General features: G+C 71.2%; 29 protein-coding genes. 8 read left to right on the forward strand and 21 right to left on the reverse strand.

Annotated features, from left to right (window positions below; all coding sequences use genetic code 11):
- Nucleotides 1-191: 191 nt before the first annotated feature.
- Nucleotides 192-1,004, reverse strand: coding sequence for a MerR family transcriptional regulator (locus tag ACFZCY_RS00005; RefSeq protein ID WP_391168131.1), 813 nt, complete (start codon nt 1,002-1,004; stop codon nt 192-194).
- 115 nt (nt 1,005-1,119) lie between these two features.
- Here ACFZCY_RS00005 and ACFZCY_RS00010 point away from each other — a divergent pair, with 115 nt between their 5' ends.
- Nucleotides 1,120-2,115, forward strand: coding sequence for a MerR family transcriptional regulator (locus ACFZCY_RS00010; RefSeq protein ID WP_391168133.1), 996 nt, complete (start codon nt 1,120-1,122; stop codon nt 2,113-2,115).
- A gap of 3 nt (nt 2,116-2,118) precedes the next feature.
- Nucleotides 2,119-2,991, forward strand: a complete 873-nt coding sequence (locus ACFZCY_RS00015) for a dihydrodipicolinate synthase family protein (protein ID WP_391168135.1) — start codon at nt 2,119-2,121, stop codon at nt 2,989-2,991.
- A gap of 23 nt (nt 2,992-3,014) precedes the next feature.
- Here ACFZCY_RS00015 and ACFZCY_RS00020 read toward each other — a convergent pair whose 3' ends face one another.
- The 9 genes from ACFZCY_RS00020 to ACFZCY_RS00060 form a co-directional block, all read right to left on the reverse strand.
- Nucleotides 3,015-3,215: a hypothetical protein gene (locus ACFZCY_RS00020; RefSeq protein ID WP_391168137.1), complete on the reverse strand. Its 201-nt coding sequence runs from the start codon at nt 3,213-3,215 to the stop codon at nt 3,015-3,017.
- Nucleotides 3,216-3,258: 43 nt separating this feature from the next.
- Nucleotides 3,259-4,734, reverse strand: a complete 1,476-nt coding sequence (locus ACFZCY_RS00025; RefSeq protein WP_391168139.1) for a tetratricopeptide repeat protein — start codon at nt 4,732-4,734, stop codon at nt 3,259-3,261.
- Nucleotides 4,731-5,105 (reverse strand): hypothetical protein, encoded by a 375-nt coding sequence (locus ACFZCY_RS00030; RefSeq protein WP_391168141.1) that lies wholly within the window; start codon nt 5,103-5,105, stop codon nt 4,731-4,733. The genes ACFZCY_RS00025 and ACFZCY_RS00030 overlap by 4 nt, the downstream gene beginning before the upstream one ends.
- A gap of 334 nt (nt 5,106-5,439) precedes the next feature.
- Nucleotides 5,440-6,051: a DUF6879 family protein gene (locus ACFZCY_RS00035; RefSeq protein ID WP_391168142.1), complete on the reverse strand. Its 612-nt coding sequence runs from the start codon at nt 6,049-6,051 to the stop codon at nt 5,440-5,442.
- A gap of 7 nt (nt 6,052-6,058) precedes the next feature.
- The gene (locus ACFZCY_RS00040; protein ID WP_391168144.1) at nt 6,059-6,328 is read right to left on the reverse strand and encodes a hypothetical protein; all 270 of its coding nucleotides are present in this window, start codon (nt 6,326-6,328) and stop codon (nt 6,059-6,061) included.
- A 243-nt stretch (nt 6,329-6,571) separates the two neighbouring features.
- Complete coding sequence (locus tag ACFZCY_RS00045) at nt 6,572-7,213, reverse strand: DUF1326 domain-containing protein (RefSeq protein WP_391168145.1); 642 nt, start codon at nt 7,211-7,213, stop codon at nt 6,572-6,574.
- A 154-nt stretch (nt 7,214-7,367) separates the two neighbouring features.
- The gene (locus ACFZCY_RS00050; protein WP_391168146.1) at nt 7,368-7,946 is read right to left on the reverse strand and encodes a Uma2 family endonuclease; all 579 of its coding nucleotides are present in this window, start codon (nt 7,944-7,946) and stop codon (nt 7,368-7,370) included.
- Between the two features lie 64 nt (nt 7,947-8,010).
- Complete coding sequence (locus tag ACFZCY_RS00055) at nt 8,011-8,886, reverse strand: hypothetical protein (RefSeq protein ID WP_391168147.1); 876 nt, start codon at nt 8,884-8,886, stop codon at nt 8,011-8,013.
- A gap of 216 nt (nt 8,887-9,102) precedes the next feature.
- Nucleotides 9,103-9,663 carry an isochorismatase family protein gene (locus ACFZCY_RS00060; protein WP_391168148.1) on the reverse strand — a complete coding sequence of 187 codons (561 nt, stop codon included), beginning with the start codon at nt 9,661-9,663 and terminating at the stop codon, nt 9,103-9,105.
- Nucleotides 9,664-9,855: 192 nt separating this feature from the next.
- Here ACFZCY_RS00060 and ACFZCY_RS00065 point away from each other — a divergent pair, with 192 nt between their 5' ends.
- Complete coding sequence (locus ACFZCY_RS00065; RefSeq protein WP_391168150.1) at nt 9,856-10,680, forward strand: SAM-dependent methyltransferase; 825 nt, start codon at nt 9,856-9,858, stop codon at nt 10,678-10,680.
- Here the strand turns inward: ACFZCY_RS00065 and ACFZCY_RS00070 are convergent.
- Together ACFZCY_RS00070 and ACFZCY_RS00075 are read right to left on the reverse strand one after the other, a co-directional pair.
- A complete protein-coding gene (locus ACFZCY_RS00070) occupies nt 10,667-10,912 on the reverse strand; it encodes a DUF397 domain-containing protein (RefSeq protein WP_391168151.1) in 246 nt (81 codons plus the stop codon). The genes ACFZCY_RS00065 and ACFZCY_RS00070 overlap by 14 nt on opposite strands.
- Nucleotides 10,909-11,721: a Scr1 family TA system antitoxin-like transcriptional regulator gene (locus tag ACFZCY_RS00075; protein ID WP_391168152.1), complete on the reverse strand. Its 813-nt coding sequence runs from the start codon at nt 11,719-11,721 to the stop codon at nt 10,909-10,911. The genes ACFZCY_RS00070 and ACFZCY_RS00075 overlap by 4 nt, the downstream gene beginning before the upstream one ends.
- Nucleotides 11,722-11,817: 96 nt before the next feature.
- On the opposite strand from ACFZCY_RS00075, the gene ACFZCY_RS00080 reads away from it, so the two are divergent.
- Nucleotides 11,818-12,243, forward strand: a complete 426-nt coding sequence (locus ACFZCY_RS00080; RefSeq protein ID WP_391168153.1) for an ATP-binding protein — start codon at nt 11,818-11,820, stop codon at nt 12,241-12,243.
- Nucleotides 12,244-12,246: 3 nt separating this feature from the next.
- Here the strand turns inward: ACFZCY_RS00080 and ACFZCY_RS00085 are convergent, their stop codons facing one another.
- Complete coding sequence (locus ACFZCY_RS00085; protein ID WP_391168154.1) at nt 12,247-12,885, reverse strand: TetR family transcriptional regulator; 639 nt, start codon at nt 12,883-12,885, stop codon at nt 12,247-12,249.
- A gap of 93 nt (nt 12,886-12,978) precedes the next feature.
- Here ACFZCY_RS00085 and ACFZCY_RS00090 point away from each other — a divergent pair, with 93 nt between their 5' ends.
- Nucleotides 12,979-14,478, forward strand: a complete 1,500-nt coding sequence (locus ACFZCY_RS00090) for an FAD-dependent oxidoreductase (RefSeq protein ID WP_391168155.1) — start codon at nt 12,979-12,981, stop codon at nt 14,476-14,478.
- Nucleotides 14,479-14,481: 3 nt separating this feature from the next.
- Here ACFZCY_RS00090 and ACFZCY_RS00095 read toward each other — a convergent pair whose 3' ends face one another.
- The 3 genes from ACFZCY_RS00095 to ACFZCY_RS00105 all read right to left on the reverse strand — a co-directional run bounded on the left by ACFZCY_RS00095 (nt 14,482) and on the right by ACFZCY_RS00105 (nt 18,423).
- Nucleotides 14,482-15,210 (reverse strand): LuxR C-terminal-related transcriptional regulator, encoded by a 729-nt coding sequence (locus ACFZCY_RS00095; protein WP_391168156.1) that lies wholly within the window; start codon nt 15,208-15,210, stop codon nt 14,482-14,484.
- Nucleotides 15,207-16,487, reverse strand: a complete 1,281-nt coding sequence (locus tag ACFZCY_RS00100; protein WP_391168157.1) for a PspC domain-containing protein — start codon at nt 16,485-16,487, stop codon at nt 15,207-15,209. The genes ACFZCY_RS00095 and ACFZCY_RS00100 overlap by 4 nt, the downstream gene beginning before the upstream one ends.
- Nucleotides 16,488-16,824: 337 nt before the next feature.
- A complete protein-coding gene (locus tag ACFZCY_RS00105) occupies nt 16,825-18,423 on the reverse strand; it encodes a protein kinase (RefSeq protein ID WP_391168158.1) in 1,599 nt (532 codons plus the stop codon).
- Between the two features lie 156 nt (nt 18,424-18,579).
- On the opposite strand from ACFZCY_RS00105, the gene ACFZCY_RS00110 reads away from it, so the two are divergent.
- Genes ACFZCY_RS00110 through ACFZCY_RS00120 form a run of 3 tightly spaced genes read left to right on the forward strand, consistent with a single transcriptional unit; the run spans nt 18,580 to nt 20,771 of the window.
- Nucleotides 18,580-19,923, forward strand: a complete 1,344-nt coding sequence (locus ACFZCY_RS00110; protein WP_391168159.1) for a PspC domain-containing protein — start codon at nt 18,580-18,582, stop codon at nt 19,921-19,923.
- The gene (locus ACFZCY_RS00115) at nt 19,920-20,141 is read left to right on the forward strand and encodes a hypothetical protein (RefSeq protein ID WP_391168161.1); all 222 of its coding nucleotides are present in this window, start codon (nt 19,920-19,922) and stop codon (nt 20,139-20,141) included. The genes ACFZCY_RS00110 and ACFZCY_RS00115 overlap by 4 nt, the downstream gene beginning before the upstream one ends.
- A 33-nt stretch (nt 20,142-20,174) precedes the next feature.
- Nucleotides 20,175-20,771, forward strand: coding sequence for an HD domain-containing protein (locus ACFZCY_RS00120; protein ID WP_391168163.1), 597 nt, complete (start codon nt 20,175-20,177; stop codon nt 20,769-20,771).
- A 27-nt stretch (nt 20,772-20,798) separates the two neighbouring features.
- Here the strand turns inward: ACFZCY_RS00120 and ACFZCY_RS00125 are convergent, their stop codons facing one another.
- The 5 genes from ACFZCY_RS00125 to guaA all read right to left on the reverse strand — a co-directional run bounded on the left by ACFZCY_RS00125 (nt 20,799) and on the right by guaA (nt 26,088).
- The gene (locus tag ACFZCY_RS00125; RefSeq protein ID WP_391168165.1) at nt 20,799-21,371 is read right to left on the reverse strand and encodes a DoxX family membrane protein; all 573 of its coding nucleotides are present in this window, start codon (nt 21,369-21,371) and stop codon (nt 20,799-20,801) included.
- A 93-nt stretch (nt 21,372-21,464) separates the two neighbouring features.
- A complete protein-coding gene (locus ACFZCY_RS00130; RefSeq protein WP_391168166.1) occupies nt 21,465-22,787 on the reverse strand; it encodes a hypothetical protein in 1,323 nt (440 codons plus the stop codon).
- A gap of 117 nt (nt 22,788-22,904) precedes the next feature.
- Nucleotides 22,905-23,708: a class II aldolase/adducin family protein gene (locus ACFZCY_RS00135; RefSeq protein ID WP_391168168.1), complete on the reverse strand. Its 804-nt coding sequence runs from the start codon at nt 23,706-23,708 to the stop codon at nt 22,905-22,907.
- 76 nt (nt 23,709-23,784) lie between these two features.
- Entirely contained in the window at nt 23,785-24,375 is a 591-nt protein-coding gene (locus ACFZCY_RS00140; RefSeq protein ID WP_391168170.1) for a Uma2 family endonuclease, read from the reverse strand.
- 126 nt (nt 24,376-24,501) lie between these two features.
- Nucleotides 24,502-26,088, reverse strand: coding sequence for a glutamine-hydrolyzing GMP synthase (gene guaA, locus ACFZCY_RS00145; RefSeq protein WP_391168172.1), 1,587 nt, complete (start codon nt 26,086-26,088; stop codon nt 24,502-24,504).
- Nucleotides 26,089-26,165: the final 77 nt, after the last annotated feature.

A 26,165-nucleotide genomic window follows, 5' to 3' on the forward strand; every position in this document is an offset into this window, starting at 1 on the left:
CGGCCGGGGTAGCTGGAGTGGGCCCCCGAGGAGTTCGCGGCGAGCGCCGCGGGGGGCGGCGGGCGCCGCCCGGGGGGCGGCGGGGGGGGGCCCGGGGGGGGGGGGCCGCGGGGGGGGGGGGCGGGGGGGGGGGGGGCGGGCCCCCCCACGGCCGGTCGAGCGGCATAAGGCGACCCGAGAGAGTACGGGGCTCACCCAGCCGTGATCGGCTCCTGGAGTTCCGTCACCCACTCGTCGCGGTTCTCCGGGCACTCCAGGTAGATCTCCCGGGGGTATCCGGCCGACCGGTAGCCGTTGGCCTCGATCCAGCGGCCCAAGGTCTGGATGGTCGGCAGGACCGTCTCCATCGAACCCCGGTGGACGATCGTCGCCGCCTGCTCGACCGGCGGCAGGTCCACGACCCGCAGGCCGTCGTCCTCCCCCACCGGGGCCGCGACCTCGATCCCGGCGTGGATGAGGACACCGCCCTCCGGCGCGTCCTCGTAGTAGGCGACCCCGGGCCCGGTCGGCGTGATCCCCGCCGCCGCCAGGCGCGGGAGCAGTTCGGCGTACAGCGGCTGGATGACCGGTCCGATGGCGTCGAATCCGGTCGCCACGCCGGTCAGTTCGGCGACGCGCACGCCCGGCAGGCTCTTCACCGCGACTTCGTTGGACGACATCTGTCCCTCGCTCTCGATGGACCGGAGCCTCGCCTCGACCCGCACCAGCCGGGCCGCCGCGGCCGTCATCGCGGCCTCCAGGTCGGCCCGCCGCACCCGCAGCATGGTCCGCAGTTCCTCGGTGGTGACCTTCTCCTCCAGGATCTCCCGGACCTGCGAGAGGGTGAAGCCGAGGTCTTTGAGGGCGATGATGCGGTTGAGACGGGCGAGCTGGGCGGCGGTGTAGTACCGGTAGCCGGTGGCGGGGTCGACGCGGGCGGGGTGCAGCAGTCCGGTCGCGTCGTAGTGGCGCAGCATCCGGACCGACACCCGCCCGTGCCGGGCGAAATCTCCGATGGTGAACATGATGTCTCTCAGTCCACGGCCTCACACGGTGTCAGGGTCAAGCGCCCATGACCGGCTCGATGGGGCTTGACCTTACCCTCAGGGGCAAGGTTTAGCGTTCGTCGAGGTGAGAGACATGCGGATCGGTGAGCTGGCCCGCCGGGCGGGTGTGACGACCAAAGCGGTGCGCTACTACGAGTCGCTGGGGCTGCTGACGCCCGTACGGCTGGCCAACGGCTATCGGGACTACGGCGAGCACGACGTACGGCTCGTACGGGAGATCCGGGCACTCAGCGGTCTCGGGCTTCCCGTGGAGCGCACCCGGCCGTTCCTGGACTGCCTGGCGGTCGGCCACCAGCACGTCGACGACTGCCCGTCGTCGCTGGCCGAGTACCGGCAGGCGATCGACGAGCTGACGCAGCGCATCGCGGGACTCACGGCCCGCCGTACGGCGCTGATCGGGCACCTCCAGCAGGCCGCCCACCGCAACAGCCGCCTCGCCCCGCCCGAAGCGTCCGAAGCGCCCGAAGCGTCCGACGAAGGAGTGGCCCCGATGAACGACTACCTGAGCCTGCCCGCCGACCTGCCCGTCCCCGAGGACGACGGCGCGGCCGCCCATCTGCCCGGCAAGACCGTGCCGCCCCTGGAGCTGCGCAGCACCGCGGACACGACGGTCCGGCTCGACGCGCCGGTCCCGGGCCGTACGGTGCTCTACATCTACCCGCTCACCGGCCGACCGGGCACCGACCTGCCCGAGGGGTGGGACGCGATCCCCGGCGCCCGTGGCTGCACCCCCGAGACCTGCGGCTTCCGCGACCACTACCGGGAGCTGCTGGAGGCAGGCGCGGTCCGGGTGTTCGGCCTGTCCAGCCAGGACACCGACTATCAGCGCGAGGTCGTCGAACGCCTCCGCCTGCCGTTCGACATGCTCTCCGACCCGACGCACAGCCTGGCCCACACCCTGGACCTGCCGACGTTCGAGGTCAGCGGGCTGACCCTCTACAAACGCCTGACGCTGATCATCCGCGACGGCATGATCGAGCACGTCTTCTACCCGGTCTTCCCGCCGAACGAGCATGCCGACCAGGTGCTGACCTGGCTGCGCGCCACCCCTCCGACGGAGCAGGAGTAGTCCATGTTCACCGGTCTGAGCGCCTTCCCCCTCACCCCGATCACCGACGACGCCATCGACGAGAAGTCCTACGCCACCCTCGTCCACCGCCTCGCCGCCGCCGGGGTCGACTCGATCGGAGCGCTGGGCTCCACGGGCTCGTACGCCTACCTCACCCGCGAGGAGCGGGCCCGCGCGGCCCGCATCGCCGTCGAACACGCCGACGGAACCCCCGTCATCGTGGGCATCGGCGCCCTGCGCACCCGCCACGTCCTGGAGGCCGCCGAGGACGCGCAGAACGCGGGCGCGGCCGGCGTGCTGCTCGCCCCCATGTCGTACCAACGCCTGACCGACGACGACGTATTCGGCCTCTACGAGGACGTCTCGGCGCACCTCTCCGTCCCTCTGGTGGTCTACGACAACCCCGGCACGACCCACTTCACCTTCACCGACGAGCTGTACGCACGGGTGGCCACGCTGCCGCACGTGACGTCCATCAAGATCCCCGGCGTCCCGGCCGACCCCCCGGCCGCCCACGCCCGCGTCCAGCGGCTACGACACCTCCTGCCCGACACCGTGACCGTGGGCGTGAGCGGCGACGCCCTCGCCGCGACCGGGCTGAACGCCGGGTGCGACGCCTGGTATTCGGTGCTCGGGGGCACCTTCCCCGAACCGGCCCTGGCCATCACCCGCGCCGCCCGGTCCGGCGACGCCGACCGGGCCCGGGCCGAGTCCCAGCGCCTCCAGCCGCTGTGGGACCTCTTCACCCGGTACGGCTCCCTCCGCGTGGTCGCCGCCGCGGCCGCCTGCGGCCTCCCCCTCCCCCTCCGGGGCCTGGATGCCGAGGCCCGCGCGGAGGTCGCCGAGGTGCTCGGCCAGTTGGGGCTGAGCGCGTAACCGCACCCCTCTCAAGCACGGGATCAGCGGCCGGGCGCCAGCCGCCCCTCGATGCGCTCCCGCATCCTCACCGCACGCCCGTCGCGGTAGCCGTCCAGGAGGCGCAGGGCGTCGGCCCAGTGCCGATGGGCGGCTGCCGCATCGCCCTCCCCGGCGCCCAGCGAGGCGGCGAGGCCGTCGAGCGCGATGGCCTGCTGCCACGCGTCGCCGAGATCCCGCTGCACGGCGGCGGCCCGGCGGTGGAAGGCGGCGGCCTCGGCATGGCGGTCAAGGCGCTGGTACGTCTCGCCGGTGCCCTGCCAGGCGAGGGCTTCGCGGCCCCGGTCGCCGAGCCGGCGGTGCAGGGCGGCGGATCGCTGGTACGAGGTCAGAGCTTCGGGCGAACCGGCCAGCGGCTTGCTGTGCGTCGCCCAGGTAGAGTAGCCAGTAGCCTTCCGCCACGCGATCGCGTAGCTCCAGGGCGATGTCCACGGCGTCCTGCGCCGCTTGAACGGCCTCATCCGGCTCCCCGCGTTCGCGAAGCACCGCGCTCCGAAGCCGCAGGGCGTCGCCCGCGCTGCGCTTGTTCCCCGTCCTGCGGTGGACGGCCAGGGCCTGATCGAGTTGGTCCGCCGCTTCTGTGAGTCGTCCCGCCTCAAGGTGCCCCGTCGCCAGGTTGCCGCGCGTCACGGCTTCCCAATGCTCGGCGCCGAGGTCCCGGAACAGGTCCAACGCGTGCGCGAAATGGCCCTCGGCGTCGTCCAGCCGCCTCGTACGGAGCGCGATCAGGCCCAGCGCGTTCAGCGCGGCGGCCTCGCCCCGCGCGTCGCCCAGCTCGCGCCGGATAGTCAGCGCCTCCTGGTGTGTGTCCCCACTGTCCATGAGGCGACCGAGCTGACGGTAGGTGAAGCCCAAACTCTGCAGGAGCCCGGCTTCCCCGGCGCGGTCGCCGAGCCGTCGTACGGCTCCCAGACCGATCTCCCCCGCCGTCAGCCATTCCGCGACGGGAGCGGACGGCGCCCGAGCGCTCCAGAGCACGGCTGCCAACTGCCAGGCGTACCGGTCGAGTCCGGCCTGCTCAGCGGCACGCACGGCGGCGAGGAGGTTCTTCCGTTCGCGTTCGGTCCAGTCGACAGCCTGGCCGTGGTCGGCGAAGGACAGCGGGGCGACCTGCTCGTCCGCCGGGTCGAGCGCGAGACGGTCCCGGGCGGGCGCCATCCAGCCCTGTACGGCGTCGGCGGTGTGCAGATACCAGTCGAGGACACGCCGCAGTGCGGCGGTACGGCTGTCGGGCGTCTCCTCCAGCCGGGCCTGGTCCGTCGCGTACGCCCGGAGCAGATCGTGGAATTCGAAGCGGTCCGGGGCCGTCTGTTCCAGCAGATGCGCGCCGACCAGAACGTCCAAGGCCTGCCGGGCCTTCCGCACGCTGATTCCGGCGAGAGCGGCGACGGCCTCGACGCCGAACTCGGGCCCCGGATGCAGGCCGAGCAGCCGGAAGAGGCACGCCGCGTCCGGGGACAGTGCCCGATAGGACCAGGCGAAGACGGAGCGCACGGTGTCGGCGTCCTGCTCGTCCCCCGTGCTCAGCGCGTCCCACAGCCCCGACTCGTCCCGCAGATCGGCGATCAGCTCGTCCAGCCGCATATGCGGATGGCACGCGGCGCGCTCCGCCGCGATACGCAGCGCCAGGGGCAGGCGAGCGCAGAGCCGGGCGAGTTCGGCCAGCTTCTCCGCGTCGTCCTCGGACCGGTAGCCGGAGGTCACGGCCCGCAGGAGGGCCACGGCTTCCGGTTCGGGGAGGGTACCGAGGGTGATGCGGTGCGCCCCGTCCCGTACGGAGAGCCCGGACAGCCGCCCACGGCTGGTGACGATGACGAGACAGCGGAGTGACCGGGCAGCAGGGGCCGCACCTGGGCGGCGGTCGCGGCGTTGTCCAGGACGATGAGGATCCGGCGGTCGGCCGGCAGAGAACGGAACAGCGCGGCGGCCGACTCGGTGTTCACCGGAACCGCGTTCGCGGGAACGCCGAGCCCGGTGAGGAACCGGTGCAGCGCCTCCTGCGCGGTGACCGGCTCGCCCGGGTCGTAACCCCGCAGGTTGACGTAGAGCTGACCATCGGGGAAGCGCGCTTTCACCTGGTGCGCCCAGCGCAGGGCCAGTGACGTCTTCCCCGCGCCCGCCGTCCCCGCGACAACGCATAACGCGACGACGACCGCATCGCCGTCATCCCCTGCGGCCAGAATCGCGTCGAGGCGGTGCAGCTCGCCCGTGCGGTTGACGAAGCCCCTGACGTCGGCGGGCAGTTGTCGCGGAACGACGGTCGCGGGGCCGCCGCCCGGTGCCGGGCCGTTGTGGAAGTGGACTCCCCCGCTGATGGCGCCGGCCTGTATGACATCGCGGGCGGCGCCGGACAGATCGTTGTCCGTGCCTCCCGCGCGTCCCTCGCCAACGCCGTCCTTGCTGATCGCCCTACTCCGCTTTCATCCGCGGGGGAGGAAGGTGTGCTACACGACGCTCGACGTAGGACAGCACGTCCTCCCCGCCCTCGTACAGCTCCGCGATGAAACCCTCCCAGCACTTGATCAACTCAGGGTCGCGGAATCGGATGGCACCGTCCAGGACGTCTGCCTCGTTGTAGAGGACCTGGTAGAGGACCCGTCCACCGACCACGACCACCTCGGGCAGCGGGCCGTCCGCCTCCAGCACGCTCCACTCTCCGGGGCCGACGACGCGGATCTTCTTGCCCGCCTCGGCCTGTACGCGCAGCGCGTGCAACTCCCACCGCAGATAGGGGGTCAGTGGCTCTTCGACGACCCGGACGCGGTGGAATACGGTATTGCTCTCGCGATCCTGACGGACGCCCTCAAGAAGGCTCGCCCGCTTCTCCTCAAGGAGTCGCAGTGACTCCTCCCAGCGGCCCTGGCACAACGCATCCCAGCTGTCGCCCTTGTCCACGAAAGCCTGCTGCCGCTCGAACTTCCAGCAGTCCACATCGCGGATCGCGCCGCGAGGCAGCCGGAAGTCGCTCCGGTAGTCGGCGATGGCCAGCCGGTCTCCCTGGGACGGGTGCAGCTCAAGCACGCTCCGGTCATACATCGGCGATGTCCGGCTTCGCCGAGCGGAGCATGGCCCCTGGGATGATCACGAGGCGTTCGTCCGACCTGATGGTCACGTCTGCGGGCAGGTGCGATGTATAGGCGTCCGTGAGATCCCGGCCGACGATGGCGATGTCGCCGTTGTCCAGCTCCCAAATGTCGGGACAGCCGTCCTCGTCTTGCGTCGTGCCCAGCTCCTTGGCCGACTTGCCCAAACGCCGCGCGAATAACGCGGACGGATCGGCCTCCCACGGACCAGCCATAGAGCCTCCACCCCCACCTCGATCGCTACAGATCGTATGAATCGTGACTACGCGCAGCAAGGGTTACGCGCCCAGGTCCACCGAGTTCGGGCCATGGCCACGCGGCTGCCACGGCACCCGGCCCGCTGCGCGGCGCCCTCGCTAGGCCCGTGCATACCCTGCGGGCGCAGCTGACCCCTGGCCGCCTGCAAGGCGGCCAGGGGCCGGAGAGCGTGCTGAGGGTGCGTCAGGCAGTGCGGGCCGTTATGCGTCCGGCCGCCAGTCGAACGGGAAGTGCTTGCTGGACCCGCCACGGTACTCGCGGGAGAAGTCGAAGCCTTCGGCGTGGTCCGCACTCACCACACCCCATGTCGCGACCTGGCCGGGCCCCACCTCCGCCCCGGGGGCGTTGATCAACTGCACCCGGCGCTTGGGGTCCGAGGTCGGGCCGGTCAGCGCCGTGGCGCCCACGCTCACCTTGTCGGACACGGTCGCCCGCCAGTACGCGAGATCCGACGCGGCATCGAAGTGAATCGGGGCGTATTGCACGCTGCGCACGTCGCTGATCAGTGAACCGAAGGTGCCCGGCCACCCCCCGGCGTTGCCGCGGAAGATCTCCTCCAGGGCATCCCGCTGTGCGGGCGTCCCCTTCGCGTCGATGTAGAACATCGCCGTCATCGTGGCGTCAGGGTCGTCGACCCACATGTTCCCGGCGAACTCGCCGAGCGCCACGACGCCCAGGCCGTCAAGGCGCAGATCCCCGAAGTGCCCTTCATGGATCTGCCATACGAGCGTGAACAGGCAGGAGCCGTTCGTCGGAGCCTGCGCGAAGGTGCAAGGGCAGGGCATCGAGCAGCTGCAGACGTCGAACCACTCGCCCTTGAGGTGCCAGTTCGTCTCGTTCATCACTGTTTCCCCTTCCCCAGATACCCCGGTGGGGTATGCATCTGACGACAGGTTAACCCGCCGCCCGCGACCCGACAAGTACCCCCAGGGGGTATATAGACCGCCTCGCGGGGCGACAGTCCGGGACCGCGTCCGCCCCTCCCGGATCGCCGCTCTACGAGGCGTAGTCCTCGAGCTCTTCCGTCTCCAAGGTGATGCCGATCGGGTCGGGAATCTTGATCACCGCACCGTACGGGCGCGTCGTGAGGCTCCGGTACTTCCCGTCCTCCGGCTCGCAGTGCACGGTGACCGTGCAGTCGTCCCGGTCGATGAGGAGATACACCGGGATACCGGCGGCCGCGTAACCGTCACGCTTGTCCAGGCGGTCGCGCTGGTCCGTGTCCGCGTCGTTCGAGGTGACCTCGACGGCCATCAGGACGCCCTTGGGGTCCGACCACTCTCCATGGCCCGCGAAGTGCTTGCGGGGCGCCAGTGTGCCGTCCGGACGCGCACGGCCCTTGCGGTAGCTCTCCGTCTTCAGCCCCCGCTCCCGGTACAGCCACAAGTCCGGGCGCTGCTGCATGCACTTCTCGACGAGCCACATGATGATGTCGTCGTGATCCCCGTCCGGCGCGGGCTTGACCTCTAGCTTTCCGCTGATGAATTCGAGCGTGACGGTTTCCGGCGCCGTGCGGGCGAGCTGCTCGAACTCCTCGATGCTCATCTGCGGCCGGTCGGTGGTGCCAGGGGTCATGGGTTCGCCTCCTCGCCCGCATGGTGCCCCGGCATCGGGCGGCGCGTCCCGCAAGGTCAGTCGGTCATCCTTTCGCGTCGCGGGCGGCGGCTCGCAGCCGCTCGGCCCAGCCGTGAACATCGATGCCGCCCGGCGGCACGGGCGCCGTCTCGCCCCGGCAGGGGCGGCAGAGGCCGCCGGGGAGGGCGGCGGGTGGGCCGGGGCGGCCGCAGTCGGTGCACTCCAGGAGGCGGCTGATCGTGATCTCCGCACGCGGTTCCGGTTCCGGGACGGGCTCGGGCGGCAGCTTGGTCTCCAGCCGGGTACGGGCCAGCGCCGCCGGGCTGTGCACCTGCACAGGCAGGCCGGCCGTCAGCGCCTGGACGAGGCGGGCCGGGTCGTCGTCGCGCGCCAGCCAAGCCGCGGCGAGGGGTGCGAGCTTGGCGCAGTCGGCGGCCGACAGGGTCATGCGGGGGTCCGTACGCCCCAGGGACGCGAGGGCGTCGTACGCGGGGGCCCTGGAGGGGGCGGCGGGGGTCGTGCGCACGGCGGCGGGGCGGGATCCCGGGGCGTCGTCGCCGCGTACGAACGCCTCCCACCACTCCTCCCCGCGCGCCGTCCGCGAGAAGAACGTACGGGTCACCCAGCGCGCCCCGTCCTCCGTGATGTGGTGCTCACGGACGCGCCGCAGATGACCGGCCTCCGACAGCCGCCGCAGGGCGGTGGCGCAGGCCATCTGGCCGTAGTCGGGGAGGCACTTGGCGAGCGTCTTGGCGTCCATCGCGGCACCGTCCGGCAGCCGGTCGATGTACGCGGCGATCGACGCCTCACGCTTGGGCAGATGTGCGAAGTCGTCGGCGCGACGAGGGGATTGGCCGGGTGCGCTCCGCTTGCCGTAGCCGGGGTTGGCCAGGGGGTGTGCGGAGGCGTGCGGGGCAACGCTAAAGTCGGCTGAAGCCACGGATCGAGTCCTCTTCGATCTTGTAGGTCAGGCCCCGGATTGGTGTTGGCGCACCGCCGGGGCCGTTTGCTTGTTGCCGCGAACGCTAGACCGATACCACCGTGCGTGGCAAGCCGGTCACATTATGTGCATAGGGAGGGTGGGTGGGTTGTTCAACCCACCCGTTCCTTGGATAAAGCGCTCAGATCCCGGCGCCCGAAGCTCAGCGCCTCGGCGCTACGGCTCGAGGGTCCGGCACCAGTCGTCGATGGTGGTGACGTCCGCCTGGCGCGGGAAGAGCTTCTCGATGAGGAATCGGTGCACATCCGGGTCGGTATCCAGGCAGCCGTCCGCCAGGACGGTGAGGCCGAAGTCCAGGTCGGCGGCTTGGTACAGCGTGGCGAGCACGACGGCACCGGTGGCAATGCCGGTGAGTACGAGACTGTCGATGCCCCGGGCCCTGAGCACCAGATCGAGGTCGCTGCCCGAGAAGGCACTGGCGCGCCTCTTGGTGACCACGATGTCGCCCTGCCGGGGCGCGACGTCGGGGTGGATCTCCGTACCCGGGTCTCCCTCGGCGAACAGGCCGTCCCGTACGACGGCGCTCAACGCCTTGTTGCGGGTGCTCACTTCCGGGCCGCCGGGGCGTAGGCCGATGACGACGTAGATCACGGGGATGCCGGCCGACCGGGCCGCGTCGGCGGCGCGGGCCAGCCGCGCGAGGTATGCGGCGTCGGCCTCGGCGATGTCGACGATGGACTGTTGGACGTCCATCACCAGAAGGGCACTGTTCGCCATGCTGTCCTCTCTTGACGTCAGAGTTCTACGAATGGTGAGCGGGTTGTGCCCGAGCACCGTTCCTTAGATAAATGCGCATAGGTCTCGGCGCCCGAAGCTCAGCGCCGCCTACGATGACTGGTGACCGCAACTGGTCAGCTGATTGCCGCAGATTGACGATCGGGGCGCATGAAGATGTCAGGAACAGACTGGATGTCATCGAAGTCGGAGTTCGCCCAGCCGCCTGTCGATCTCCGTACCGATGTGCCGCACTCCGCTCGCGTCTACGACTACCTCATGGGCGGCAAGACCAACTACGCGCCCGACCGCGCCGCCGGTGACGCCTCGGCGCGGGCCTGGCCCAGTCTGCCGACGTCCATGAAGCAGGCCCGCCACTTCATGCACCGGTCGGTCCGTCATCTGGTGCGGGAGCACGGCATACGCCAGTTCCTGGACATCGGCACCGGCATCCCGACCCCGCCGAATCTGCACGAGGTCGCGCAGGAGACCGCCCCCGACGCTCGGGTCGTGTACGTCGACAACGACCCCATCGTCCTCACCCACGCCCGCCACCTGATGACGAGCACCCCCGAGGGACGTACCGAGTACATCGACGCGGACATCCGCGACCTCGACTCCATCCTCGGCGCGGATGCCCTGGGCAAGACCCTCGACCTGGAGCAGCCGGTCGCGCTGTCCCTGATCTCGATCCTGCACTTCGTCATGGACGAGGACGATCCGCAGGGTCTGGTGCGGCGGTTGATGGCGGAACTGGCGCCGGGCAGCGCGTTGGCCATCACCGTCTTCACCGGCGACACGGCCCCCGAGGAGGTCGCGGGGGTCGGCCGCGAGTACAACGAGCGCGGTATCCCCCTCCGGATCAGGGACAAGGCCGAGGCCGAGCGGTTCTTCGACGACCTGGAACTGATCGACCCCGGCGTGACCCTGCTCCACCACTGGCGCCCCGACGCCGCCACGGAGGGTGTCCGGGACGAGGAGGTCGCGATGTACGGCGGCGTAGCGCTCAAGCGGGGCTGACGGCGAAGGCTATGAACTCCGCCCAGGCGTCCGGGGCGAGGGTCAGTTGGGGCCCGGAGGTGTGTTTCGAGTCCCGGACGTGGATGGTCTGCGGGCAGGCGGCGACCTCTACGCAGGCGCCGCCTTCACTGTTGCTGTAGGTCGACTTACGCCAGGAGAGGGCGACCTCGACGCACTCGCCACCCTCGCTGTTGCTGTAGCTGGACTTGAACCACACGAGCTTGTCGCTCACAGTTCCTCCAACAGGTTTCTGATGTACCGCGCCGACTCCTCCGGGCTGAGGGCCTGCCGAAGGATCATGGCATGGCGCTGCGAAATCACGCTGACCTTCGTCGGGTCCGCGGACAACACGCCCGTGATCTGGCCCTCCTCGTATACGAGATGCTCGTGCTCTGGCGTCTCCAGCAGAACGAACGGACCAAAGAGCCCAGGGTGAGCGCCTTCGAACGTCAGGACCTGGATGGTCACGTTCCGCCGCTCACCTACTTCCAGCAAGCGCTGAAGCTGGCGCTTGTGAGCCTCCGCGCCCGCGATAGGGCGTAGAGCAGCCTCACCGATCACGAAGCTGAACGCCCTGGTCTGCTTGTCCAGCAACGACTGCCGCTCCAGTCGAGCCGCAACCCGCGCTTCGATGGTTTCGTCGTCAAGCGGCGGCAGATGATCGCCGATCAGCACATCCGCGTACTCCTTCGTCTGAAGCAGCCCCGGGATCAGCAGCGGCTGGTACGAAGAGACGGCGATTGCCTCGGTCTCATACCGCATGAAATCCTGCGAGTACGACGCGAACTTGTCCGGCTTCAGGTACTCCTGACCCGCCAGCAGCAGCCCCCGCGCCCCGAACATCTGGTCCGCCACCTGGAGCAGCCTCAGCGCGGGCTTGCGCCGCCCCTGCTCCATCGACTTCACCGTCTCGTACTCGTAGTTGGCCTCTTTGCCCAGCTCCTCGCGGCTCACCCCGGCCTGCATGCGCCACAGTTTGATCTGGTTTCCGCAATACCGCCAGGACATCGGCGACTGCGAACCACCCTCCATGACACTCATCGCGCCCTCTCTCCCATGAGGCACCTGCGGTACGCATACGCTGCGTACCGACGTCGTTACTGCGGCACGGTACGCCTGACCAGCAGCATTCCGGACATGAATGCACCAACTCCCCCACTTCCGATGGACATCGAATGGCGGCTCCCCCGCCACCCCCGCAGCGTCGGCCGGGCGCGGGCGCTGCTGCGTGAGCAGGCTCGTACGTGGCAGATCCCGGACACACAGGCCGAGGTCGCCGTGCTGCTGCTGAGCGAGCTGGTGACGAACGCCTGCCGCCACGCCCGCGTTTCCCCTGGCCGGGAGGTCCGCGCACGCTGCGTGATGCGTGACGAGAAACTGCGCGTCGAGGTGTCGGACGCGAGCGAGGTGATGCCTCAGCCCCGTCAGGCGACGCCGGACGACGAGTCGGGGCGGGGGCTGGCGCTGATCGCGGCGCTCGCGGACGCGTGGGACGCGCATCCGCGCGCGTGCGGGATCGGGAAGACGGTGTGGTTCGAGCTGAAGCTGATCGCGGCCACGTAGCGCCTACGTGAGCGCCGCGAGGCCGTTCGCCAGCAAGTCGAAGGCGTGCTCGGCGTCGCGCACAGCACCCGGGTAGCGCTCGTCGGCGGTCTCGCCGGCCACCAGGCGCTGGAAGTTGTCCGTGGACAGCGCCCACTGCACGGCGATGATCTGGACGGCGGCCAGGCGGGCGGTGAGGTCCGGCGCGTCCGTGGTGTCGCGCAGGGCCTCGGCGAGGGCGCGTTCGCCGCCCGCCTTGAAGCGCTGCATGCGGTCGGTCAGGGCCGGGGTCCCGAAGATCAGCTGGCTGAGCGCGCAGACGTCGGGGTGGTCGTTCATGCCGGTGATCGGGTCGCGGCGGCGCAGGCCGTCGAGGAAGTGGTCGCGCAGGGCGGCCAGCGGGGCGGTGTGCGCGGGGCGGGCCCGTACGACCCGGGCCGCCTCGGCCTCGTGGTCGGCCATGCGGTGCACCACGAGGTCTTCCTTGGTCGGGAAGTACGTGAACAACGTGCGCTTGGAGACCTCGGCGGCCTCGGCGATCTGGGCGACGGAGACCTCGTGGTAGCCGCATTCGAGGAAGAGGCCGATCGCGGCGTCCGAGATCGCGTCTCGGGTCCGCTGCTTCTTGCGTTCACGCAGGCCGGGTTGACTCTCGGTCGTCACCATGCCCACGTTACCGCACCGAACTGCACTTGGAATAGTTCTGCACTTGGTGTACTTATTTACCGAGTGCAGGAACACGAAGGGGAGCGTGGGATGAACGAGATCGAGACCGATGTCGTGGTCGTGGGGGCCGGGCCGACCGGGCTGACGCTCGCGTACGAGCTGGCGCTGGCCGGGGTGGAGACCTTGGTGCTGGAGAAGCTGCCCAGCCGCAACCAGCAGACGAAGGGCGGCGCGATCCATGCCCGTACCGCCGAACTGCTGGAGTCGCGCGGGCTGCTGGAAGCGATGCGGAAGCGGGCGTTCGACGGCCCTCCGGTCGGTGCGAACTTCGCGCTGCTGCCGGTGCCGCTGGACTGCGGGCCGTGGGACACGCGGCATCCGTCCCCGGTCATGCTCCCGCAGTGGGAGATCGAAGAGGTGCTGGAGGAGCGGGCCACCGCCCTCGGGGCGCGGGTGCGGCGGGACGCCGCCGTGACGGCCGTCGAGCCGGACGACGACGGCGTGACCGTCACGGCGGACGGCGGGCTCCGGGTCCGGGCGCGGTATGTGGTGGCGTGCGACGGGGGGCGCAGCACGGTGCGCAAGAAGCTCGGGATGCCGTTCCCGGGGCGGCCCGGGACGTATCTGGCGGTCCTCGCCGACATCCGGCTGTCGGCCGTATCGGCCCTGGTGCCGCGCGAGCGGGGGCACATCAGCACGCTGACGCGCCGGGCGAACGGCTACTGGGCCATGCTCATCCCGCTCGGCGACGACCGCTACCGGCTCACCTTCGGGCACGACGGGCGCGAAGACCAGGCGGGACCCACCCGGGACACCCCCGTCGGCGAGGACGAGATCGCCGCCGCGCTGCGGGCCGTCTACGGCGAGGAGACGGTGCTCGGCGGGGTGGACAACTCCTCACGATTCAGCGACGCGACCCGGCAGGTCGAGCGGTACCGGGAAGGCCGGGTGCTCTTCGCCGGGGACGCCGCGCACATCCACCCGGCGCTCGGTGCCCAGGGCCTGAACCTCGGCGTGCAGGACGCGTTCAACCTGGGCTGGAAGCTCGCCGCGACCGTGCAGGGCCGGGCGCCGGCCGGGCTGCTGGACAGCTACCACGCCGAGCGGCACCCGGTCGCGGCCAGGGTGCTGCACCACACCGCCGCCCAGCGGGTGCTGGCGGACCCGGACCCGAGCGAGGACGTGGCGGCCCTGCGGGACATCTTCATCGACCTGATGCGGCTACCGGACACCAACCGCTACCTGACGGGGCTGATCTCCGGCCTGGCCCTGCGCTACGACGTACGCGGTGCGCACCCCCTCGCCGGGCAGCGGGTCCCGGACGCCGACCTCCGCACCGACGCCGGTCCCACCCGGCTGTCGGCCCTGTTCGGCGCGGGGCACGCCGTGCTGCTGGACCTGGGCGGGGTCGTCCCCGACGACGTGACGCTGCCGGGACGCGTCGACCTCGTACGCGCCAAGTGCGCCACCGATCTGGGTGCGGGGGCGTTGCTCCTGCGTCCCGACGGCTACGTCTGCTGGGCGGCGGACGACGCCGAGGCGTGCCGCGAGGGGTTGCTGCCCGCGATCGCCGCGCACCTGGTCGGCTGATGCTCAGACCAGGCGGCGGGCCGTCGCCCAGCGGGTGAGTTCGTGGCGGTTGGAGAGCTGCAGCTTGCGCAGGACCGCCGAGACGTGGCTCTCCACCGTCTTCACCGAGATGAACAGCTGCTTGGCGATCTCCTTGTACGCGTAGCCGCGCGCGATCAGGCGCAGCACCTCGCGCTCGCGCTGGGTGAGGCGGTCCATGTCCTCGTCGACGGGCGGGGCGTCGGTGGAGGCGAAGGCGTCGAGGACGAAACCGGCGAGGCGCGGGGAGAACACCGCGTCGCCCTCGGAGACGCGGAAGATCGCGTCGACCAGGTCGGTGCCGGTGATCGTCTTGGTGACGTAGCCACGGGCGCCGCCGCGGATGACGCCGATGACGTCCTCGGCGGCGTCCGAGACGGAGAGGGCGAGGAAGCGCACCGGGCGCTCCGTGGCCGCCATCAGCGCGGCGCTGCGGCGCAGCACCTCGACCCCGCCGCCGCCGGGGAGGTGGACGTCGAGCAGGACCACCTCGGGGCGGGTCGCGGTGATCACGGTGACGGCCTGGTCGACGTCGGCCGCCTCGCCGACCACCTCGACCCCGGTACGGGCCGTCTCGCCGATCTCGGCCTGGACGCCGGTGCGGAACATGCGGTGGTCGTCGACGAGGACGACGCGGACCCGGCGCTGCTCCCCCGTCGCGTCCGTACCGCCCGTACCGCCCGCCGCCCCCGCGCCGCCCGTTGCCTCGGTCATGTCGTCGCCGCCCTCTCCATCTCCAGCTCCACTACCGTGCCCCCGTCGGGCGCGGACCTCAGCCTGGCCGTGCCGCCGTTGCGCTGCATTCTGCCGATGATCGACTCACGGACGCCCATGCGGTCGTCCGGTACCGCGTCCAGGTCGAAGCCCGGGCCGCGGTCGCGTACCGATATGAAGATCGTGGCGCCCTCGACTTCGGCGAACACCTGGACCGCCCCGCCGTCGCCACCGTACTTGGCGGCGTTCACCATCGCCTCGCGTGCGGCCTGCATCTGGGCGGCCAGCCTCTCGTCCAGCGGGCAGTCGCCGACCACCACGACCTCGATCGGGACGCCGTGGTGGTCCTCGACCTCCGCCGCCGTCGCCTTGACCGCCTCGGCGAGGGTGTCCGGTTCGTCCGCCTCGTCCTTGCCGGTGCCCTCCGGCTTGTACAGCCAGGCGCGCAGCTCCCGCTCCTGGGCGCGGGCCAGCCGGGCCACTTCGCGCGGGTCCTCGGCGCTGCGCTGGATCAGGGTGAGGGTGTGCAGCACGGAGTCGTGGACGTGCGCCGCGACCTCGGCCCGCTCCTGGGCTCGGATGCGCATCAGGCGCTCCTCGGAGAGGTCCTGCGTCATGCGGACCACGTACGGGCCCGCCAGCAGCGCGATGCCGACGAGCACGGCGAGCGAGGCCTGGAGGACGGCGCCCAGGTGCCGGGCCGAGCCCTGCAGGACGAGGATGCCGGTCACCCCCGCGCCGACCAGCACCACGCCCGCCCCCGCCCGGGCCAGCGGCAGCACCCGCTTGCTGCGGCTCAGCTCCACCCACTGGGCGCGGCGGGCGTTGTCGGCCTGCCGCCAGAACAGGGCGACGCCCGCCCCTACGAGGAGCAGCGGCCAGATGTAGGTGTTGGCGCGGCCCAGCTGAACGCCCTGGACGAAGATGCCCATGCCGATGAAGAGCGCGACCAGGGCGATGATCTGGCCGCGCTCCGGCCTGCGGGGCAGGATCCGGCGCCGGCCGTCGGGGCCGACGGTGGTGAGCGGGCGGGTGGTCGTCTCCTCCACGCCGCCGACGCCGAGGGGGACGATGAACCAGAACAGCGCGTAGAGGAGGGTGCCGAAGCCCTCCGCCATGATCAGCGCGACGAAGCCGATGCGGACCCAGGCGACCGGCAGTCCCAGGTGCCCGGCGAGCCCCCGCGCCACGCCGCCGAGCAGCCGGCCCTCGGCGCTGCGGTACAGCTTGCGCGGGGGTGGCTCGACGGGGGTGGTCGGGGGTGCGGCGGCGGTCATGCTCCGATCGTCACACGACCCCCGCGTTCCGGACATCAGGGTCGACCCTGATCGTCCCCGGAGCGGGGACTGCGCGGCGCCTGCGGCGGGCTTGTTCCCCGCCCCGCCCCTTCCCGCGGCACCGGATATGCGGCTCCGCCGCGTGGGGGGCGCTGCCCCGGGCCCCGCTCCTCAAACGCCGGAGGGGCTGGGTTGTGGGGCGTCTCCGCCCCGGGCCCCGCGTGGGGGCTCCCGCCCCCCACACCCCCGCTCCTCGGGCACCGGAGGGGCTGGGTGTCGGGCATCTGGGGCTGCCGGCCGCGCCCCGGGGCGGAGGGCCGACCTGGGTGTGCCCGGGTCAGGGGAGGTGCATGCCGTCGCGGACCTTGTCGAAGACCGGGCGGTACTGGCTCCACTGGTCTTCCGGCGCGCTCAGGTAGATCGCGTACTCCTTGTCGCCCTCGTTGCCGAAGCCCAGGTCGATCGCCCGGAACCAGCGGGCGCGGCCCTTGAACCGGAACTCCCAGATCGCCGCCGGCATGCCGCGGTAGGTGGTCTCCTGCAAGCGGGTCCGCTCGTACGCGATGACGGTGGGCTTCAGTTTGGCTTCGACGTCCTCGAAGTGCTTGACCTGGTCGTTGGACGCGAAGTCCAGGACGTTGACCGACAGCTGGACCATCTTGGTGGGGTCGAGGTAGCGGACCTCCTGGGTGCCGTCGAGCTTTCCGTCCGAGTCGGAGTCGGGCTGCCAGTCGTCGGGGACGGGGAAGGAGACCCCGAGGCCCTTGACCATGCGGTAGCCCTCGGGGACGGGGGACGGGGTGAACGACGGCGAGGGGGAGGACGAGGCACCGGGGGACGCGCCGGAGGCGGACGGGGTGCCGTCGCCCGTCTTCCACACGTAGACACCGCCCGCCACCACCACGACCGCCAGCGCCGTCCCGACGGCGGTCCACCGGGCCTTGCGGGGGCCCTTGGGCGGCGGGGCGGGGGAAAAGACGGGGGCGGGGACGGGCGTCGGCGGGGTGGGGTCCTGCTGCCGTGGCGGCTCCGGCGGCGGGGCCGGGGTCCGGGCCGTCGTCAGGACCATGGTCGTCGTGGTCGTCTGGTCGCCCTGTACCGGATACACCGTCGTCGAGGGCTCCGACGCCGGGCCGCGCAGCGCCCGTTCCGTCTGCTCCGCCGACGGCCGCTGCTCCGGCTCCTTCGCCAGCAGCGCCTCGATCAGCGGGCCCAGCGCACCCGCGCGCTTCGGCGGCTCCAGGGGGTCCACGGCGATCGCGTACCCGGTCTCGATCGGCGTCGGCTTACGGAACGGGGCCCGGCCCTCGACCGCCTGATAGAGCGTCGCGCCCAGCGCCCACAGGTCGGACGCCGGGCCGGGCTTGCGGCCGCGCACCCGCTCCGGGGCGATGTAGTCGATGGAGCCGACGACCTCGCCGGTCTTGGTGAGCGTGGAGGTGCCGGTGGCCATGGCGATGCCGAAGTCCGTGAGGACGACCCGGCCGTTGGCGCCGAGCAGCACGTTGCCGGGCTTGACGTCGCGGTGCAGCACGCCCGCCTCGTGGGCGGCGCGCAGGGCGGCGACCATGCCGCGGCCGATGCGGGCGGTCTCCTCGGGGGAGAGCGTTCCGCCCTCCTTGAGCAGATCGCCCAGGGTCGTGGAGGGCACGTACTCCATGACGATGCACGGCAGCCCCCCGTCGTCCACGACGTCGTGGACCACGACCACGTTGGGGTGCGCGATGCGGGCCGCGCTCCGCGCCTCGCGGCGGGTACGCTCGTGCATCGTCGTCAGTTCTTCCTCGCTGAGGTGCGGCGAGACGTGCAGCTGCTTGACGGCGACCTGACGGTCCAGCAGCTCGTCCTCGGCGCGCCAGACCGTACCCATGCCGCCGCGGCCGATCTGCTCCGCCAGCCGGTACCGTCCGGCAATCAGCCGCCCTACGTCCGACACCGCACTCCCCTCCCGCTCCACGGCGGCCTGCTTCCCCACGCATGGCGCGCATGTTCGACCCGCCACGATAGTCGCCGCGACATCGGGGATGATCTCAGGGAAGGCCCAGGGTTTCACCGGATGCCGCCGGAACGACCGTCTTGTCACGATGGACGCATGAACGATGCACCCACGGTGGCGGACGAAGGGGAGGGCGCGGCTGGTTCCGGAGGACCCCGGGGCACGCTGCCGCCGCCCTTCATGAGCGCGCCGCTGCGGCGCAGCCGCGACCAGAAGATGATCTCGGGGGTGTGCGGTGGGCTGGGCCGCTACTGCGACGTCGACCCGGTGATCTTCCGGGTGGTCCTGTCCGTGCTGGCCGTCGCGGGCGGGATCGGCCTGATCGTGTACGGCTTCTGCTGGCTGCTCGTCCCCCTCGGCGGGGAGGACGAGAACGAGGGACGCCGGCTGCTCTCCGGGCGTGTCGAGGGTCCGGCGCTCACGGCGGTGCTGTGCGCGCTGGTCGGCTGCGGGCTGTTTCTCTCGATGCTGAACAACGGCGGCGTCATGTCGTTCTCGTTCATGCTGTTCCTCGCGGTGGCGGGTATCGGTTATTGGTCGCACCACCGGCGGCAGGCGGAGAGCGGCGGCGCGGTGGATCCCGCCACGGCGCAGGCCGTCGCCGACGCGCCCCCGGAGGCCAAGGCTCCGCCGACGCGGGGCGGGCCGGGGCCGTCGTGGTGGCGGGATCCGATCGTCAAGGACGGTACGACGGGGCTGCCGGGCGCGGCGGGCGGACCGGGCGGACCGGGCACGGGGTATCTGTGGGGCCCGGACGAGGACCCGTACGACAAGGCCACGGCGTGGGCGCGGCGGGCCCGCCGGGTCCGCGACCGGTCCTCCATCGGCGGCTGGATCTTCCTGGTCGCCCTCGCCGCCGCGGCCACCGGCGCCCGGCTGTCCTGGTACTCCCAACCGCTCGGCACCAGCCTGCAGATCGGCCTCGCGAGCGCGCTGGCGGTCTTCGGGCTCGGGATGGTGGTCAGCTGCTGGTACGGACGGACGGGCGGCGGGACCGCCATCCTGACCGTCGTCACCTGCGCGCTGCTGGCCGCCGCCACGGCGCTCCCCCGGTCCGTCACCACCGACTGGTCCCGCGAGACCTGGACCCCGCCCTCCGCGGCCGCCGTGCGGCCCTCGTACGAGATGGGCGCGGGCGTCGGGGAACTGAAACTCGACCGCCTCCGGCTGACCGACGACCAGACCGTCCGGACCCGGGCCGAGGTGGGCGCCGGAAAGCTGGGCGTGACCGTGCCCCGGGACGCCCGCCTCGAGATGAAGATCCGGACGGGCCTCGGCGACATCCGGCTCCCGGGCGAGCGCATCGACGACATCGACATCGAGCCGGGACGGGAACGGACCGTGACCCTCGACCCGAAGGGCGGGGCGAGCGCGGCCCACGGAACGCTGGTGCTGCGGCTGTCGATCGGACTGGGCAACGTGGAGGTGAGGCGCTCATGAACCGGCATCCGATGGAACCGGGCAAGCTCGTGGCGGGGCTCTTCGTGCTGGGCGTGGCGGCGGTATACGGCCTGGACGCGGCCGGGGAGCGCGACGTGCGGTCGCTCGTACCGCTGGTCGTGCTGGTGTGCGGCTTGTGCGCGGCGGGCGTGGTGTCGGCCCTGACGTACGCCGCCCGCCGCAAGCGCGCCCGGGGCACGGACGGCTCCACGCCGTAGGGGACGCCGGGCCGGGGTTGCTACGCTCCCGCCGTGATCCTGCCGACGGTCGACGACATCCGCGCGCTGCACGAGGAGTACGCCCCGACGCGCGAAGCGTTCGAGCTCGTGTACACGCACTGCGAGATCGTCTGGAAGGTCGCTGAACAGCTGCTGGCCGCCGACGGCCACCGGCTCGACGCCGACCTCGTCCGCGCGGGTGCCCTCCTCCACGACATCGGCGTCTACCGGCTCTACGACAACAGCGGCCGGCTCCGGGCCGACGGCTACATCCGCCATGGCGTGCTCGGGCACGCGATCCTCCGCCAGGAGGGCTTCCCCGAGCGGCTGTGCCGCTTCTGTTCCTGCCACACGGGCGTCGGGCTCACGCGGCACGACATCGAACGCCAGGAGCTGCCCCTGCCGGTGGCCGACTACGTGGCGGAGACCGGCGAGGAACAACTGGTGATGTACGCGGACAAGTTCCACACCAAGACCACCCCTCCGGCCTTCCTCTCCTTCACCGCCTACGCCGCCCACGTGGGCCGCTTCGGCGCGGAGAAGACCGCCGCGTTCCACGCCCTGCGCGACCGCTTCGGCGAACCGGAGCTCGCGTCGCTCAGCGCGGCGTACGGACACGCGCGGACCTGAAGGCCCCCCTTGCCCGAAGGGGCGTGCTTACGTGAAGAGCTGTGAGTTCTGGCGGCGGCGGTGCTTGGTCCAGGCCGTGTCCAGGGACAGGTAGGGGGCGCCGGCGAGGATCAGGGGGAGCCAGGCCATCAGGTAGGCCAGGTCGTTGCCGTAGTAGTACGGCTCCGTCTGCCAGCTCACCGTCAGCCACAGGCTGAGCGAGATCAGCGCGCCGCCGAGGGCCGCCAGGCGGGAGAGGAGGCCGAAGAGGGTGCCGAGGCCGACGGCCAGCTCGCCGTAGGCGATGACGTAGCCGAAGGTGGTCGGGGAGTTCAGGGCCTGGTCGACCAGCCAGGGGACGGCCGAGGTGTCGCGCACCTGGGTCATCAGCTGACCGATCGAGCCCGCGCCGCTGTCGGCGAGGAAGGCCGAATCGGTGAGTTTGTCGATCCCGGCGTACACGAAGGTGACGCCGAGGAAGATCCGCAGCGGCAGCAGCGCGTAGCGGGAGGCCGTCTCCCGCACTCCGCCCGTGGGCGGGCCGCCTATGCCGCTCACCACGTTCACGCTGCCCGCGTCGCCCGCGGGGCCCCCTCCGACCGTTCGATCCGCATGCCTCATGACGCCCGCCTCTCCCATTGCGCAGTCATCAAAACCATACGGATGGCAGGGGCTTTTCACTCAGCCGAGGTCAGTGCCGAGTCAGTGCCGAGGTCAGTCCAGTACGTCGATCTGGTAGCGGTTCGTCTCCGCCCCCGACGCCGTCACCACCTGCACGTCCACCCGACCCGGCTCCACGTCCACCGGCACCGGCACGGTCAGGGCCGTATCGGTCGGGTTGCTGAAGCCGCCCGCCACCGGGACCAGGGGTACGTGGACGTGGACGGCGCCGATGCGGACGACCATGCGGGCCAGCCGGTCGGGGTCCTGCGCGCCCGGCGGGACGAAGCCGTTGCCGCGGATCTCGATGTCGTCGCCGGTGCGGATCGGGGCGTCGCGGTCGATGCCGCCCTCCTCGGGGCGGACCCGGACGACGGACAGCACGGTCGGGCGGCCGCCCTCCGCGTACTTGCCGGTCAGGTACATCAGGACGGAGACGACGGCGAGCAGCACCAGCCCCCAGGGCAGCTCCGGCAGCCGCCACGGTTCGCGGGCGAGACGGACGGCGGCGAAGGCGAGGGCGACCGCGTGGACGACGACGTACTGGGCGTCGGCGAAGCTGCCCCGGCCCGCGTCGTCGGTGAGGAGGTCGGCGGCGCGCGGGCGGACCGCGCGGACCTTCTGGAGCCGCTGCGCCCGCACCCGGGCCGCGACGACGAGCCGGGCGAGCACCGCGGCGACGCAGGTCAGCGCGGCGACCGTGAGCAGCCCGGCGGCGTGGCCGAGGGACAGGCCCCCGGCGATCCGGTCCCGGTCGCCGGGGTCGACGGCCAGTTCGACGGCCAGGACGAGCACCGAGAAGACGGCGAGCAGCAGCCAGGCGGCGGCGAGGGAGCGGGAGGTGGACATCCGGTTGTCCTCGCCGACGAGCGGCGCGAGCGGCCCGCCGTTGGCGTAGTGCAGCCGGGCGGTGAGGGTCAGCAGCACGCCGGTGACGAGGGCGGCGGCGAGCCCGGCGGTGCGGGCGACCGACCACCCGGCGCCGATCGCCGTCGCCAACTGCCCGATCAGCAGCGCCCCGACCGCGCCCCACACCACCAGCAGGGTGCGCCGCCACACCGCGTCGCGCCACGCGGTGCTCTCGGCGTGGCCGCTGTCGACGACCGTACGGGCCGCCTGGGCGAGTTCGTCCGACACCCACTGCCGGGACGCCCCCGCGGAGTGCGCGAGGGCGGCCGGAAGGCCCTCTCCGGCCGCGAAACGCTCCCGCATGGCCACGAACGCGGCCACCGCCCGCCGGTGGCCCTCACGGGCGCCCTGGGGGCATTCACAGCCCGCCGGACCGTGGTCCGCGTGGCCGTGTCCGCCGTGGCCGCCGGGCCCTCCCGCCGCCTTCCGCTTCGCCTTCGTGGCGTCTTTCGTCGTGTCCACCGCCACGAGGTCTCACCGCTCCGTCGTTCGCTCGTTCTGTACGTTCGTTCGTGCCGTCAGCGGCGCCCGGCGGGCCCCAACTGACATGGGTTGAGAGGGGATTGTGCCGCACGGCGAGGGGGCTCAGGTGAGCAGGTCCGGCTCACCGCGGGTGATCTGCAGGTACAGAGGTTGATAGTTGATCCACGCCACAAGATCGCTTCCGAGCTGCTCACGGGTCTGCACCGCGCTCCGGTGATCGATGAGAACCGGCTTCCCCGCCGCCTTCGCCGCCAGCTGCGCCTGACACGCGCGCTCCATCGTGATGAACCACCAGGCGGCCGCGTCGACCGAGTCCCCGACGGTCAGCAGACCACGATTGCGCAGGATGAGGGCCTTGTACGCGCCGAGCGCGGAGGCGATCCCGCGCCCCTCCTCCTCGTCCACGACGACGCCGGTGCTGCTGTCGTAGAGCCCGTGGTCCTCGAAGAAGGCGCACACGTCCTGGGTGATCGGCTCCAGCAGCTCACCGAGCGCGGACAGGGCCCGGCCGTGGACGGAACGGGTGTGGGCGACCGCCACCACATCCGGCCGGGCTCGATGCACGGAAGAGTGAACGACGAAGGCCGCCTGGTTGACGTGGTAGCGCCCGTCGACCACCTGGCCCGCCTGGTTGACGAGGATCAGGTCGCTCACGGTGATGTGGGCGAAGGGCATGCCGAAGGGGTTCACCCAGAAGTGGTCGGTCAGCTCCGGGTCGCGCACGGTGATGTGCCCGGCGACGCCCTCCTCGTACCCGTACCGCCCGAAGATCCGCAGCGCCGCCGCCAGCCGCTCCTTGCGGTACCGCCGCTCGTCGGCCGGGGAGGCGTGGGTGGGCGGCATGGTGATGTGCAGCTGGTCGGTGGGTATCGGCTCGGGGTTCGACCGCGGCATCGGCATCGTCATCGGAAGCTCCGCTCCTCTGGGGTGCTGGAGCGGAAGCTACCTCTGGGTATCGCAGGAGGCCAGGGGCGGGAGCCTCTTACAGCTGGTCGATCTCGGTGAGGTCGATGTCGATGGTGAAGGGGGCGGAGAGCTTGAGTTGGTTGTGGTGGAAGCCGAGGAGCCGGTAGGCGCGCTTTTCTTCGTCGAGCTCGAAGACATGGACCACGGGGCGTGCGTCCGAGTTGGTCATCTCGACGCGCCAGAAGTGCGGAATACCCGCGTTGGCGTACTTGTGCGGCTTGGTGTCGTGATCCCGGGCCTCGGATTCGAGGGAGACGACCTCGACGGCCAGGACCACATCGCCGACCTCGTAATACGTCTCTTCACGGCTCCGCACGGCTTCGGCGCGTACGACCGTGATGTCCGGCTCCGGACCATTGCGCTTGTCGATCACCACGGTCATCTCCCGCCGGACCCTCAGCTCGGGAGGCGCGGTCCGACGCAGCCCGCTCACCAGCAGATCAATCGCCATACTGTGAAAACTGCGCTGCGGACTCACGAAAACCAGACTCCCGTCGATCAGCTCGGTGTGCGGCGGGAGATCAGGCAGACTCAGCAAATCGTCCACGGTGTAGCCATCCAGCGGCGGCACAGGCCACGAGGTGGTGTGCAGCGGCTCAGCGGTCATGGTTCCTCCCATGGACGGGATTCTCGGCCGTGAGGCCAGCGTACCGAGCACGAACGCCGCTGCCGCCACCCAAACGAATGAGCGACGGCAGCGGCGTTTGACGATCAGATGATGATCAGGAGGTGATCACTCCCACTCGATCGTGCCGGGCGGCTTGCTCGTGATGTCCAGGACCACCCGGTTGACCTCGTCCACCTCGTTGGTGATGCGGGTCGAGATCCGCGACAGCACGTCGTACGGGAGGCGCGACCAGTCGGCCGTCATCGCGTCCTCCGAGGAGACCGGGCGCAGCACGATGGGGTGGCCGTAGGTGCGGCCGTCGCCCTGGACGCCGACCGAGCGGACGTCGGCGAGCAGGACCACCGGGCACTGCCAGATGTCGCGGTCCAGGCCGGCGGCGGTCAGCTCCTCGCGGGCGATCGCGTCGGCCTCGCGGAGCAGGTCCAGGCGGTCCTTGGTGACCTCGCCGATGATGCGGATGCCGAGGCCCGGGCCCGGGAAGGGCTGGCGGTGGACGATGTCCTCCGGGAGGCCCAGCTCCTGGCCGACGTTGCGCACCTCGTCCTTGAAGAGCCGGCGCAGCGGCTCGACCAGCTTGAACTCGATGTCGTCGGGCAGCCCGCCCACGTTGTGGTGGGACTTGATGTTGGCGGTGCCGGTGCCGCCGCCGGACTCCACCACGTCCGGGTAGAGGGTGCCCTGGACCAGGAACTCCACGGCCTCACCGGCCGCGCCCGCCTCGGCCACCAGCTCGGCCTGGGCCTGCTCGAAGACCCGGATGAACTCCCGGCCGATGATCTTCCGCTTCTCCTCGGGGTCGGACACCCCGGCGAGCGCGTCGAGGAAGCGCTGCTCGGCCTCGACGACCTTCAGCTGCACGCCGGTGGCCGCCACGAAGTCCTTCTCGACCTGCTCGGACTCGCCCTTGCGCATCAGCCCGTGGTCGACGTACACGCAGGTGAGCTGGTCGCCGATGGCCTTCTGGACGAGGGCGGCGGCGACGGCGGAGTCCACTCCGCCGGACAGCCCGCAGATGGCGCGCTTGGTGCCGACCTGCTCGCGGATGGCCGCGACCGACTCCTCCACCACATTGGAGGTGGTCCAGGTCGGCTCCAGGCCCGCGCCCCGGTAGAGGAAGTGCTCCAGGACCTGCTGGCCGTGGGTGGAGTGCATCACCTCGGGGTGGTGCTGTACGCCGTACAGCTTGCGCTCGTCGCATTCGAACGCCGCGACCGGCACCTGCGCGGTGGACGCGGTGACGGTGAAGCCCTCGGGCGCGGCCGAGCAGGCGTCGCCGTGCGACATCCACACCTGCTGCTGCTCGGGGGTGCCCGCGAAGAGCGTCGAACCCGGCTTGCTCACGGTCAGGTCGGTACGCCCGTACTCGCGCGCCCCGGTGTTGTCGACCGTGCCGCCGAGCGTGACGGCCATCAACTGGAAGCCGTAGCACATGCCGAAGACGGGAATCCCGGCCTCGAAGAGCGCGCGGTCGAGCCTGGGCGCTCCCTCGGCGTAGACCGACGACGGCCCGCCGGAGAGGATGATCGCCTTCGGGTTCTTGGCGAGCATCTCCGCCACCGGCATGGTGGACGGGACGATCTCGCTGTAGACCCGGGCCTCGCGGACCCGTCGGGCGATGAGCTGGGCGTACTGCGCGCCGAAGTCGACGACCAGGACGGTGTCGGGGGCGGCAGCAGGGGACGCTGATGGCACTTCGGCGGCCTTCCGGCGGTGGAACTGGAGGGTTGGACTTTCGATTCTAACCAGCCCATAATCGACGCCATGTCCAC

Origin of the sequence: Streptomyces sp. NPDC007983 (genome assembly GCF_042958345.1) — a bacterium.
Taxonomy (GTDB): domain Bacteria; phylum Actinomycetota; class Actinomycetes; order Streptomycetales; family Streptomycetaceae; genus Streptomyces.